Annotated in this window: 15 protein-coding genes; 14 read left to right on the top strand and 1 reads right to left on the bottom strand. The window is 25.4% G+C overall.

What is annotated here, in order from left to right; translation table 11 throughout:
• The first annotated feature begins 123 nt into the window (after nt 1-123).
• The 13 genes from EJJ37_RS18635 to EJJ37_RS18580 all read left to right on the top strand — a co-directional run bounded on the left by EJJ37_RS18635 (nt 124) and on the right by EJJ37_RS18580 (nt 9,612).
• Nucleotides 124-825 (top strand): DUF6062 family protein, encoded by a 702-nt coding sequence (locus EJJ37_RS18635; RefSeq protein WP_133016959.1) that lies wholly within the window; start codon nt 124-126, stop codon nt 823-825.
• Between the two features lie 26 nt (nt 826-851).
• Nucleotides 852-1,028 (top strand): hypothetical protein, encoded by a 177-nt coding sequence (locus EJJ37_RS20480; RefSeq protein ID WP_166484832.1) that lies wholly within the window; start codon nt 852-854, stop codon nt 1,026-1,028.
• A 263-nt stretch (nt 1,029-1,291) separates the two neighbouring features.
• On the top strand, nt 1,292-1,870 hold the full coding sequence (locus tag EJJ37_RS18630) for a DJ-1/PfpI family protein (RefSeq protein WP_133016958.1): 579 nt from the start codon (nt 1,292-1,294) through the stop codon (nt 1,868-1,870).
• A 7-nt stretch (nt 1,871-1,877) separates the two neighbouring features.
• Entirely contained in the window at nt 1,878-2,348 is a 471-nt protein-coding gene (locus EJJ37_RS18625; protein ID WP_133016957.1) for a GNAT family N-acetyltransferase, read from the top strand.
• Nucleotides 2,349-2,419: 71 nt separating this feature from the next.
• Complete coding sequence (locus EJJ37_RS18620) at nt 2,420-2,857, top strand: cytidine deaminase family protein (protein ID WP_133016956.1); 438 nt, start codon at nt 2,420-2,422, stop codon at nt 2,855-2,857.
• 167 nt (nt 2,858-3,024) lie between these two features.
• A complete protein-coding gene (locus tag EJJ37_RS18615; protein ID WP_133016955.1) occupies nt 3,025-3,213 on the top strand; it encodes a hypothetical protein in 189 nt (62 codons plus the stop codon).
• A 199-nt stretch (nt 3,214-3,412) separates the two neighbouring features.
• Nucleotides 3,413-4,054, top strand: coding sequence for an HAD family hydrolase (locus EJJ37_RS18610; RefSeq protein WP_133016954.1), 642 nt, complete (start codon nt 3,413-3,415; stop codon nt 4,052-4,054).
• 193 nt (nt 4,055-4,247) lie between these two features.
• Nucleotides 4,248-4,604, top strand: a complete 357-nt coding sequence (locus tag EJJ37_RS18605; RefSeq protein WP_133016953.1) for a hypothetical protein — start codon at nt 4,248-4,250, stop codon at nt 4,602-4,604.
• A gap of 197 nt (nt 4,605-4,801) precedes the next feature.
• On the top strand, nt 4,802-5,785 hold the full coding sequence (locus EJJ37_RS18600; RefSeq protein WP_133016952.1) for an arsenic resistance protein: 984 nt from the start codon (nt 4,802-4,804) through the stop codon (nt 5,783-5,785).
• A 257-nt stretch (nt 5,786-6,042) separates the two neighbouring features.
• Complete coding sequence (locus tag EJJ37_RS18595) at nt 6,043-7,032, top strand: M28 family metallopeptidase (protein ID WP_133016951.1); 990 nt, start codon at nt 6,043-6,045, stop codon at nt 7,030-7,032.
• Nucleotides 7,033-7,564: 532 nt separating this feature from the next.
• Nucleotides 7,565-8,086 carry a GNAT family N-acetyltransferase gene (locus tag EJJ37_RS18590; protein ID WP_133016960.1) on the top strand — a complete coding sequence of 174 codons (522 nt, stop codon included), beginning with the start codon at nt 7,565-7,567 and terminating at the stop codon, nt 8,084-8,086.
• Nucleotides 8,087-8,153: 67 nt separating this feature from the next.
• On the top strand, nt 8,154-8,660 hold the full coding sequence (locus EJJ37_RS18585) for a GNAT family N-acetyltransferase (RefSeq protein ID WP_133016950.1): 507 nt from the start codon (nt 8,154-8,156) through the stop codon (nt 8,658-8,660).
• A gap of 46 nt (nt 8,661-8,706) precedes the next feature.
• Nucleotides 8,707-9,612, top strand: a complete 906-nt coding sequence (locus EJJ37_RS18580) for a gliding motility protein GldB-related protein (protein ID WP_133016949.1) — start codon at nt 8,707-8,709, stop codon at nt 9,610-9,612.
• Nucleotides 9,613-9,728: 116 nt separating this feature from the next.
• Here EJJ37_RS18580 and EJJ37_RS18575 read toward each other — a convergent pair whose 3' ends face one another.
• The gene (locus EJJ37_RS18575; RefSeq protein ID WP_166484831.1) at nt 9,729-10,550 is read right to left on the bottom strand and encodes a tyrosine-type recombinase/integrase; all 822 of its coding nucleotides are present in this window, start codon (nt 10,548-10,550) and stop codon (nt 9,729-9,731) included.
• 302 nt (nt 10,551-10,852) lie between these two features.
• Between EJJ37_RS18575 and EJJ37_RS18570 the strand changes: the two genes are divergently transcribed.
• Nucleotides 10,853-11,863: a hypothetical protein gene (locus tag EJJ37_RS18570; protein WP_133016947.1), complete on the top strand. Its 1,011-nt coding sequence runs from the start codon at nt 10,853-10,855 to the stop codon at nt 11,861-11,863.
• The last annotated feature ends 166 nt before the right edge of the window (nt 11,864-12,029 follow it).

Genomic DNA, 12,029 nt, shown 5'->3' with positions numbered 1-12,029 from the left:
GGATTATATCTTACAAACTTAGATATAATCCATTTTGTATTTATAATGGTAAAAATAAGTAATGATTATTTGTGTGATATAATTAAAATAGATATTTAAAAAAGTTATAAAGTGGAGGATATTATGGGAACTGAGGAATTAGAGAGGGTTAGTATTGAACATATTAGAATTTATGAAAGTTTTGAGAAAAAAGAAAAGTGTGCATTATGTAGATCTATAGAAGAATTTGAAAATCAAGTATTAAATTCTATATCTACAGATTTAGTTATGGATTTAGATTTTTTTCCTAAATTCGGGAATGAATATACATTTTGTGATTATCATATGAGCAAAATGGAGGACATGAGAGATAAATTAGGAATGGCAATAATGTTAAAGAAACTTATTACATTAGAAATTAGAAAAATGGAAAGTGGCCAACCTGAAAATAAAGGTTCGAAGCTTTTTATGAAAAAGTCACATGATAAGAAGTGTTTTGTTTGTGAGAAAGTAAATATTAAAGCTATGAATAGTGATATTGCTATTACATTAGATTTATGGAAAAATAAAGAGTCTTTTAGAGAGAACTTTAGAAAGCAAGAATATTTTTGTTTTAAGCACAATAGACTTCTTATCAATGAAGCTAAGAATAAGCTTAGTAAAAAAGAATTTAAAGTATTTAGAGAAGAAATAACCAATGTTCAAATGAAGTATTGTAAAGAGCTAGAAAATGATTTAGAGTGGTTTATTAATAAATTTGATTATAGATATAGCAATGAACCCTGGTATAATGCTAAGGATTCTATATATAGAGCAAGGGAAATATTAAGAAAAGATAATATTTAAATGGAGCAGTAACTGTTTCTACAAATATGGCTGGGCATGATGTCGATATTTTACTTGGTGGTCCAGATGGCAATGAAAAAGAAAAAATTATAAGCTTAGGTGGATTATATGGGTTAGGGAATATAAGAGATTGTATTGATTCATTAGAGTTTTCAATAGGGTCTTATCTATATAAACTATCTAGAAAAATATTGTATAGATAGTGTTAAATTTGTAACTCAACTTCTAGTGATAATAAAAAAATTAAATGTAATAAATAGATTATTTAAAATACCGTATTGTTCAAAACTGGATATATGTTATTTTTTAGTACGAAATTTAAATATATTATGTGTAATTTGAAATTATCACGAATTAATCAATAAAATTTGATCTTTAAAAATTGAACAGTATTAAATTTACAAAATATGATATAATTAACTAGTAATTGTATTAAAAAGTGAAGAAAATTAAAGAGGAAGAGTTAATGGGAAAAATATTAGTTTTTATTTTTGAAGAAATGACAGACTATGAAATAACATTTATCACTCATTTATTAGGTGCAGATGCTAATAAAGAAGTGATTACAATAGCATATGAAGATACAATAATCAAAGGTAGGTCTGGTTTTTTATATAAACCATCAAAATTAGTTTCCGAGGTATTAGTAGAAAGTGTGGATGGATTAATAATTCCAGGAGGATGGTTTGGAGATTTAAGGCCTGAGTTAATAGCTTTAATTAAAAAGCTAAGTTTAGAAGGAAAGCTGATAAGTGCTATATGTGGAGCAGGTACAGTGTTTTTAGCAAAATCAGGTATTCTTAATGATGTGAAATATACTACACCTATTGTTCAATGGACTGAAAAACACAGTGAAGTATTTGGAGAACAAGATCCATTTCCAAGAGAAAATTTTGTTCAAGGAAGAGTTGTAAGAGATAAAAATATAATAACAGCACAAGGCGTAGCATTTATTGATTTTGCCATAGAAATATGTGATTGGTTTAATTTATTTGAAAATCAAAGTGAAAAAGATAATTTTATTAAAATTATTAAAGGAGAATAGAGTAATTATGAATTTAAAAGATGAAAAATTAACAGAAGAGCATGCTAGAGAGATAGCTACGTGGAAGTATGAAGGTAAATACCAAATATATAATTTACCTGAATGGGAAACTATGATTAAGGAGAAATATTCATTATGTGATGAAATAGGAAGAAATAGATTTACTGCATATATAAATGAAAAGGATGAATTAGTTGGATTTATAAACTTATTAGATGAAGGTGAAACAATATTTTTTGGAATAGGTGTAAATCCGAGATATTGTAATCAAGGAATAGGCAAAATAATTACTAAATTAGGATTAAATAAATGTAAAATTAAGTTTCCTAATAAACCAGTTATATTAGAAGTTAGAACTTGGAATAATAGAGCTATTAATTGTTATAAATCACAAGGATTTGAGATTGTTGAAAAGAAACACCAAGAAACCTATATAGGGAAAGGTGAATTTTATATTATGAGGTATATAAATAATTAGATATTGCAAAGAGTTAATAATAATATTAATTATAGATTTAACTAAATTAGAAATTCAAAGAGGATAATGTTATGGATATTTGGGAAAAGTTATATTTAAAAGCAAAAGAAGAATATCATCCAGAAGAGGTTTCTCCATTTGTTTATGCACATCATGTTGTTTGTGCTTTGGAAGCAGAGAATGGTGATATCTATACAGGATTCTGTATAGAAAGTTGTGGTGGAGTAATGAATTTATGTGCAGAAAGAGTTGCTGCATTAAATATGTATATGAATAGCGGACAAACTGTAATAAAAAGATTAATTGCTTTTAGAGATAAAGCACCTTATGGTGGAGGAAGTGGTATGCCATGTGGTGCATGTCGAGAGTTCTTAATGCAACTTTCAGAGAAAAATAAAAAAATCAAAATTATGGTTGATTATGATAATCGTGAAATTATCAAATTGGAAGATTTAATATTAAATTGGTGGGGTGATGAACGATATACAAATGATAGTTTAGAGAAGTAAATTTTGGTTTATCTAGTAGTCATATAAAAAATCAAGAAAAATAAATGTTAGAGGTAATTAAAGAAGAACAAGAACAATTAATACTAAACAACAAAAAAATAATTGATTATTTGGATTGTAATTTTATAAGTATGTAGTTAGATTTTTATTTGTAGGGGAGATTAAGGATGAATAATTTAAAAACAGTTAGTATTATAGCTTTAATAATGAGCGTAATTACAATGATAGGTGGAATTGGCATAGTAATTTATTATGTAAACGATTTACCTATTAGAGGGTTATCAATATTTATTTTAATTATGTCAGCTATAATGGTATCAAGAACAGTGAGTTTGATTTTGAAAGAGATAAAGTAGTATAAGCTTAGGTTTATAAAATAGATTTTATCAACAATCTAAAATTATTGCGAACTAGCTAAGGAAATTTGTTATTTGAAAATTTAATAATACGGTATTTACAAAATATGATATAATTAACTCGTAATTGTATTATTATGCATGATAGTTTGATTTTTTTGATATTAAATAAATAGGAATTTGTGGAGGTAGTAATTGTATGATAAAAGCGGTAATATTTGATTTAGATGGATTATTAATTGATAGTGAGATAATTTCATATAAAATCTATAAAGAAATATTACATAAATTTGGATATGATTTTTCTATGGAAGAATATGCTCAAAATTTTAGTGGTAAAACAGAAGTCAAGAATGTTACAAATTTAATAGATACATATAATTTACCATGGTCTGTTGAGATAGGATTAAACAATGTATTGAAAATTGAAAGGGAATTTCTTGCTGAAGGTGTTGCTTTAAAAACTGGAGCCAAGGAATTGTTATCCTATTTAAAAAATAAATGTTTCAAAATCGCAATTGCTTCTTCAAGTACAAAGGATAGAGCATTAACTATATTAAGACAGCATAACATCATTGAATATTTTCATGAGTTTGTATTTGGTTATGAAGTCGAAAAAGGAAAACCAGATCCAGATATTTTTCTAAAAGCTTGTGACAAGCTTTCAGTAAAGCCAGAAGAATGTTTGGTTTTAGAAGATAGTGAAGCAGGAATACAAGCAGCATATTCAGCAAATATTCCAGTAATATGTATTCCTGATATGAAAGTGCCAAATCAAGACTACTTGGATATGACTAAAATAGTATTAGGTTCATTGGAAGAAGTTATTTATTATTTATAGAAATATAGTAAGTAATCGATAAATTCCAATTTTAGCAAATATACTTCAAGAAAGAATCTTAATTTATTGTGATTTAAAAGGATGTCCGGATGGGACATCCTTTATGTTATACTTATTTCAATATTATTTTGAAACAAAGCCATTAAAAATTATCTACTAAAATAATCTAATGTGTATAAGGGGGGAAGATTAATTGAAAAAGTCAATATATTTTATAAGTATATTTTCATTAATGATTATGTTATATGTTTCTGATCAAAAGAATAAAAAGTTAGAAAATATGACTACACAATATACTGATAATTATGTTTCGATTATTTGGGAAGATAGGACGTATATTCCATTCTGTGCCATTGACAATAGTGAAAAAGGAATACAAATTGGTATAGTTAATGGAGATAAGAATGATAGAGTATATGAATATAGAGCGCATTCAACAGATGAGTGGATAATTTCATTTTATAAGTCTGGAGAAATGGATAACTCTATGTTAATGAAAGAGATAAATGTAACGGAAATCCCTGATAACTTACAATCTGATTATAAGTGAAATAATAAATAGTTTTTACATTGATGCTGGAAGTTTAGTGAAATCTAATATAGAAATAACTTAGATAATTAATGTTTGAATGATTTTAGTAGATTTTATTGAGATGAAACTTGTATAATTATTTACTTTTCTATATAATACAAGCCATAAATGATAATTATATTCAATTATTATATAGTAGAAAAAAGGAGTTTTATATGGAAAATATAAATAAGTTTCAAAGTTTTAATATTTTTATAATGATTTTATTAGGTATTCTACTAGGACAAATAGGATTTATACAAATTTATTCAGAATATTTAATTATGCCATCCTTAACAATAATGCTATTTTTAGTATTTATACAAGTATCTTTAAGGGAAATAGGAAGTTCATTTAAAAATATAAAATTTACATTGACATCAGTTATTATAAATTTTGTATGGACACCAATAATAATATTCATTTTAGGTAGAATATTCTTAAATAGTCATTCAGAACTTTTAATTGGTTTTATTATGCTTATGGTTACTCCTTGTACAGATTGGTATTTGATATTCACAGGAGTTTCTAAAGGAAATGTAGCCTTAGCCTCTTCTATACTTCCTCTAAATATAATACTTCAATTACTTTTGTTGCCTGTGTATATATTACTCATAGGTGGAACTAGCGTATCTATAGATGTTATAAGTCTGTGTAGAGGAATTATAATTAGCTTAATAATTCCATTATTATTGTCGGTATTAGCAAGAAATCTTATTATAAATAAAGTAGGGAGTAATACATTTGAGAATAAGTTAGTTTCTAGAGCGTGTGATTATCAAGGATATTTTTTAAACATGGCTATTATAGCTATGTTTGCTTCACAAGGAAAATCATTACTAGAAAATTATAAAGTATTATTTATTCTATTAGTGCCAATATTATTATTCTTTACAATTAATTTTATAGTTGGAAGATTTGTAGGTAAAATTATTAAACTAAATTACCAAGATAGTGTTTCTTTAAGTTTAACTACTCTTGCTAGAAATTCTCCTGTAGCATTAACAATTGCTGTTGCAGCATTTCCAGATAAACCTTTAATTGCATTAGCTCTCATAATTGGACCACTAATAGAATTACCAGTATTATTTTTGGTATCTAAAATATTATTAGGTATAAAATTAAGAAAAGAATTATATCAAAATAATTATTCTTCTTAGTATTAATATTTATGAAAAAAATAATTACAAATTAAGAAAATACCGTCTTATTCAAAAGAATATGAGGTATTTTTTTAGTTCACAATTCAAAAACATTATAAGCAGTTTGAAATTATTGCGAATTAAATGATCTTTGAAAATTGAATAATATGGTGTTTAAAAATATGTAAGATATGGTATGTGAATAGATATATTGATTCATATTTACATAATATGGTTAGTATTATATATAGAATAAATTTATAAAGGAGATTATTATGTATAGGAAAATATCAATATTTTTATCTATTATAGTTATTTTAGTATCATTATCAGGATGTACAAATAAAATACAAAATATTGAAACAGTACAAGATTTAAATTCAGCTGAAACAAATAATTCAATTGAGGAGAGCAATGAACAAACTGCAATTATTGACAAAGAAGAAGTAATTAATAAACTATGCTCAGATGAATTTCAAGGAAGATTAATTGGAAGTTTAGAAAATGAGTTGGCTGGAGAGTACCTTAGTGTTTTATTTAGTAAGATCGGATTAATTTCAATGTTTGGAGAAAATTACAAGCATCAATATACTCAAGAAGTATATAAAACTTATGGCTTAATTGCAGAGGATGACTATGGAGAAGTAAAGACGATTAATAATATTGTTGGGAAAATAGAAAGTAAGTCTAATAATGCAGTAATAATCTCTGCACATTTTGACCATATAGGAATACAAGATGGGAGGATAATAAAAGGAGCAATTGATAATGCATCTGGTGTAGCAGTATTATTGGAGTTAGCAGAAACTCTAAATAATAAATATTCTATAGAAAAACCAGAATTTGATATAATATTTTGTGCCTTTAATGGTGAAGAAAAGGGATTAACAGGAAGTAGAAAGTTTATTGAAGATATAGATGGAAAATATAATAGTCTAATAAATATTAATATAGATTCGGTTGGGTATAAAGATGGAGGAAAAGTAACTTTTTTAGATGCAAATACGAATACATCTTTATATGAACCAATGAAAACAGTTATAGAGAATAATGGATTAGAAGTAGAATTAGATACTAATTTAAAAGGAACCGCTGATAGTGTTGCATTTGACAAAGTAGGAATACCAGCCATATGTATAATTGATGAAAATGTAAAAGTGGTAATTCATACAGAAAATGATGTACCAGAACTAATAGATTATGAAAGATTAGATAAGATAGTTAAGTCAGTATATGATTTCGTTAGTTCATATGTATTCAATTAGCATGATTTAATTTTGATTTAGAGGAGTTATCAAATAAAATTTAAATAAAAAAATTTAAGATTTTAATAAATAAAATAAATATTAATTTATTAAAAATACCGTATTATTCAATATGAAGTGCTCTCTGTCTACTTGACAGGGGGCACTTCAATTCAAATATGAATATGCGGTATTTTGTGTTCAATCCTAAAATAATATGAGTAATTTTATTATATTACAAACTAGTTAATAAAATTTATTCTTTTAAATATTAAAGAGAACTATGTTTACAAAAATATGTTATAATTAACAATTAATTGTAATTTATTGTGAATAATTAAATTATTATAAAAGTTTGTAAATTAATAATTAGATTTTAAGCAAGTTAAATAAAAGTAAGGATCTATAATAATGAAAGAATTAAAAAAGGTGTTTAATTTGGTGGTAATTTATGAAATACAGACGAGCCAATCGTAATGATATAGATCTATTTGAAAAAAATAGAACTAAAAAATATGAACCACAAATAGAATTTATGAAAGAAGGTATAAAAATGAATAGAATAAAATTAGTTTTGCCTAATATTAAATATAAAGAAAGTATAATGGACTATAAGAATGAATTTACTAGAAATGGAGATAGTATGGATGGTACTGGGGGATTAGCTAATGCTCAATCTTTTGAAGAGTGGTACCAAGCATTTAAAGATAATTTAAAAGAAGAGACTGTAAGAGAAGGATTAGTACCTGCAACAACATATCTTGCTATAGATGAAACTAACAAGTTAGTTGGTATGATTGATATTAGACATAAATTGAATGAGTATTTATTGAACTATGGAGGTCATATAGGATATAGTGTTAGAAAGTCAGAAAGAAGAAAAGGGTATGCAACAGAAATGTTAAAATTGGCATTAGAAAAATGTAAAGAACTAAATATAAAAAGAGTCCTAATTACTTGTGACAAAAATAATATTGCGTCAGCATGTACTATATTAAAAAATGGCGGTAAATTTGAAAATGAAATAATAGATGGACATGAGGTGACACAAAGATACTGGATTAATTTACTATAAATTTCAACTTTATTAGTAAGTTAAATAAAGAGTTTAAAATCATTATAATTAAATGGAGGTGCTTTATATGGAGTTGAGGCTAGCAATTATAGAAGATTTGCCACAAATTAAGGGTATGTATAAAGAAATTATTAAAAATATGAATAGCAATAATATTTATATTTGGGATGAAATCTATCCATGTGAATTTTTTGAAGATGATATTAAAAATAATCAACTTTATGTTTTGATTGATAATGATGAAATAGTTTCTGCTTTTGCTTTAAGTTATTCAAATGCAGGATCAGATAGTGTAAATTGGAAAGATAATTATGCTAAGGCTTTATATATTGACCGATTGGGTGTAAATGTTAATTATTTAAGAAAAGGAATTAGTTCTATTGTGCTTAATAAAGCAATTGAACTTTCAAGAGAGATTAATGTAGAATATTTAAGACTCTTTGTTGTAGATGAAAATTATCCAGCAATAAATCTTTATAAGAAAGTTGGATTTAAAAAGGTTGATGGGATTTATGATGAGGTAATTGATGATGATTTAGTTCTTCATCAGTTTGGGTTTGAAATAAAGATATAGATATGAAAGTATGTTAATAACTATATTATAGGAGGGATTTTAAATTATGGAGGTTAGGATAATAAACTTAGAGAAAAAATTGATTAATTTAAAAAATATAAAGAAAATTTTAAGTGATAAAGAATTATTAAAGTTTTGTAGGGAGAACAAGAAATTTCTAAACTCTTATGTAAGGGCAAAGGAATTTGAAGAGGATTTTAAAGATTTTTCTTTAAATTTATACAATTCAATTATTAAATATCCTAATATTTTAGATGAAATTGATAAAGTAGTGAGTAATATAGTAATAAATAAAAAAGAGATTGAGGATAAGCTTTTATTTTTAAGTGAACTTTCAAATTATAATAAAAATTTAGATATAATAATGTTTTATGGTGGCTTTAATGATGGAATATGTACTTATGGAGATAATATATATTATGCAATGGAATGGTTTGTAAATCCTGATAATATCAATATGAAAAATGATGAGATTATATATAGATATTTAAAGCAATATAGCATTAATCCAGAAGATATTATATATAATACTGTAATTCATGAATTTGTTCATATTTGTTCTTGTGAAATAGAAGATAAGAGTAATCTAATTTGGCATCTGATTGAAGAGGGGAGAGCTGCTTATATAACCAATCAACTAGATAAAAGAGATGATTTAGGGTTGCTTATGAGTGAGAATGACTTAAAATGGTGTAAGGAAAATGAAAAATATCTTTTTAATGAAATGTTTAATGTTATTTCAGAAAAGGATGAAAATAAATATTTTGATTTTATATCTCCAAGAAGAAATATATGTGGTGTTTCAAGAACAGGCTATTTTATAGGGTATAAATTAATTGAAACTTATATGAAGACAATAGATAAATTAAGTCAAAAAGAAAAAATTAAGAAATTGCTTTGCACAAATGAAACTGAAGTTTATTTTAAAACTTTAAGAAATATGTGTTTATAGAATAATTAAAAAAAGAGTATATAGATTTGTTTTTTTACACAAATTTATATACTCTTTTTTGTATGATTAGTTACTATATTTGTATAGGATGAAAATTTTAGAATGCTCCCTCTGTTTTATAGTGCATAAGAGAAATCTATTTTATTACTCATTTCTTTTAACTTCTTCATACTTACCCCTAAATATCTCATAGTTGTTTTTATATCAGAGTGATTTAATACATGTCTAACTAATTCTATATCATGTCCCGATTCTTCATATAGAGTATGAGCAAAAAGTTTTCTAAATGAATGAGTACCAATATTTTTATAACCTAAATAGTCAGTAATTATTTTTAATTGCTGTTGCATATTCCTTACTTTATTAGGATAAATGAAATCATCTTTATCCAAATTATTATTAACTACATATTCTAATAATTTATTATACATTGCATCATTTAAATCTCTATTTTGCCATTTACCTGTTTTTATCTCTTTAATAGCAAATTTACTTCTATTAAAATCTGAAACCTTTAAATTAACTATATCGGAAGCTCTAAATCCTAATGTTGCCTGAAGTGCTAATGCAAAAGCTAAAGATGGATTTGGTCTAAACTTTTTTTCTCTCCCTGTGTTTTTATCTAAATAAGTAAAACCTTCCTTACATAGTTTAATTATAGTTTCATACTCTTCCACCTCTAATGGTCTTGTGGCTTTATAATTCTTTTTTTTACCCTCTTCTTTTATATTTTCATCATTTTTATATGAATTTTTATCATTTAAAATTGCTCCCTCTGTTTTTTGAGCTATTTTTTTAGAAATATTATTTGCTCCCTCTGTTTTGATGAGATTTTCTTGCGTTTTTTCAGTAAACTCACTATTTTTTTCATATGCTTTCATTTGTTTATAAAATTTGTAGAATTTCATCATATCTAGCATTTCATCATTTAAATTCATTTGAAATTTCCTTTCGTGTATAAATCGATTTTTACCTAAAATAAAACTGCGCATTTTATATTTTAAAACTGCGCGTTTTATATTTTTATATATTTATAATATCAGTAAAATGGCTTAAAATCAAGGGTTTGATAAAAAACTGCGCACATTCGGGAATGTGCGCAGTTTTTTAAAAAATAATATTGCTATTTTTTTTATAGAATTTGAACTTTTTATATGTTATAATTGTAGCATAAAGTTAACTAAAGTTAACTTAGTTAACTTTAGTTAACTAAGTTAAAAATGAAAGAGGTTTTAAGAGTATGAAAAACAATGATAAAATCAATGAAAATCAAGAAATAATAGTTGAAAATAGTAGTGAAAAAGCTTTAGAAAATGAAGTGAATTCTTTTGATTTGCCTCAGGAAGATAAAAATAAGATAGAAACCAAGGGGTTAAAACTAAAAAAATCTACAAAAGAAAGATTAAATTTACTTCAATCTAGTTTTGACGATGCAGAAAGTATGGTAGTAGCATTGTTAAATCAATATGAGGTTTTCAAGGTTGAAAGTAATGATAAATTTGCTGATAGAAAAGGAGAAATTGACAGGTTTAATTTTCTTATGGAGTCTATAAAGGGATGTTTTGTAAACTCTTTAGAAATGGCTACATATATAGAAGATAAATGTACAGAAAAAATGAAAGGAGAAATAAAGAAAAAGGATCGAGTTATAGCTTTGTTGCAAGAGGAAAATAGTTCTTTAAATAAAAAAATAAAAGAGAATGAAATAGAAGTTAAAAATAAAGGTAGAGAATTAGAAGAAACTAAAGAGAGCTTTAGTAGAGTTAACTTAGCGTTAACTACAGTTGAAAAAGAGTTGAATGAAAAGTCTAAAGTTATTGAAAACCTACAATTACATATAGCATCACTTTCTGATATATCTAAAGAGGATAAAGCTGTTAAGGAAGAGAATAGTAAATTGAGAGAAAAAATAAAATTATTAGAGTCACAGTTAACTGAGGATAAAATAGAACTTCAGAGATTTGAATATCTAAAGAGGGATAATGAAAGATATATTGCTGAAATTTCAGAACTAAGAAAAGAAAAGGATGAATATAAAGTATATAGTAATGAGTTAAATAATAAAATACAAGAGATTTTACTTGAAAAAGCTGATGAAATAGCAAAACTTAATAATGAAAAGAATCAAGCTTTAAGAGAAAGTGAGGAAATGCATGCTAAAGAGTTAAAGGAATCAAGTAATGTTATTAGTAAATTAAAAGATGAGTTATATGAATTGAAGTTAACTTTGAATCAATTAAATACAAAGTAGGATTAATAAAAAACGCTAGGGAATTACCCTAGTGTTTTTTTATTTGTATTTAGAATACCACAGGTTCGACCTGTGGTTCCGGAAAGCTTCTAGCGGTGAGTAGAAATAAAAAAACCTCCGTTGTAAAATTATAGTAGGTTTGCCGACCACAACTATAATACAAGGA

It is taken from the genome of Clostridium cuniculi (genome assembly GCF_004353185.1).
GTDB lineage: Bacteria > Bacillota > Clostridia > Clostridiales > Clostridiaceae > Clostridium > Clostridium cuniculi.
The sequence above is the reverse complement of the archived record's forward strand: the minus strand, read 5'-3'. Positions and strand labels throughout refer to the sequence as shown.

Excerpts from the sequence above, each read along its gene's own strand:
- EJJ37_RS20480 (WP_166484832.1), top strand. The coding sequence starts at position 852 with ATGGCTGGGCATGATGTCGATATTTTACTTGGTGGTCCAGATGGCAAT.
- EJJ37_RS18575 (WP_166484831.1), bottom strand. The coding sequence starts at position 10,550 with ATGAATTTAAATGATGAAATGCTAGATATGATGAAATTCTACAAATTT.
- EJJ37_RS18610 (WP_133016954.1), top strand. The coding sequence starts at position 3,413 with ATGATAAAAGCGGTAATATTTGATTTAGATGGATTATTAATTGATAGT.
- EJJ37_RS18615 (WP_133016955.1), top strand. The coding sequence starts at position 3,025 with ATGAATAATTTAAAAACAGTTAGTATTATAGCTTTAATAATGAGCGTA.
- EJJ37_RS18625 (WP_133016957.1), top strand. The coding sequence starts at position 1,878 with ATGAATTTAAAAGATGAAAAATTAACAGAAGAGCATGCTAGAGAGATA.
- EJJ37_RS18620 (WP_133016956.1), top strand. The coding sequence starts at position 2,420 with ATGGATATTTGGGAAAAGTTATATTTAAAAGCAAAAGAAGAATATCAT.
- EJJ37_RS18580 (WP_133016949.1), top strand. The coding sequence starts at position 8,707 with ATGGAGGTTAGGATAATAAACTTAGAGAAAAAATTGATTAATTTAAAA.
- EJJ37_RS18635 (WP_133016959.1), top strand. The coding sequence starts at position 124 with ATGGGAACTGAGGAATTAGAGAGGGTTAGTATTGAACATATTAGAATT.
- EJJ37_RS18600 (WP_133016952.1), top strand. The coding sequence starts at position 4,802 with ATGGAAAATATAAATAAGTTTCAAAGTTTTAATATTTTTATAATGATT.
- EJJ37_RS18595 (WP_133016951.1), top strand. The coding sequence starts at position 6,043 with ATGTATAGGAAAATATCAATATTTTTATCTATTATAGTTATTTTAGTA.
- EJJ37_RS18570 (WP_133016947.1), top strand. The coding sequence starts at position 10,853 with ATGAAAAACAATGATAAAATCAATGAAAATCAAGAAATAATAGTTGAA.
- EJJ37_RS18590 (WP_133016960.1), top strand. The coding sequence starts at position 7,565 with ATGAATAGAATAAAATTAGTTTTGCCTAATATTAAATATAAAGAAAGT.
- EJJ37_RS18585 (WP_133016950.1), top strand. The coding sequence starts at position 8,154 with ATGGAGTTGAGGCTAGCAATTATAGAAGATTTGCCACAAATTAAGGGT.
- EJJ37_RS18630 (WP_133016958.1), top strand. The coding sequence starts at position 1,292 with ATGGGAAAAATATTAGTTTTTATTTTTGAAGAAATGACAGACTATGAA.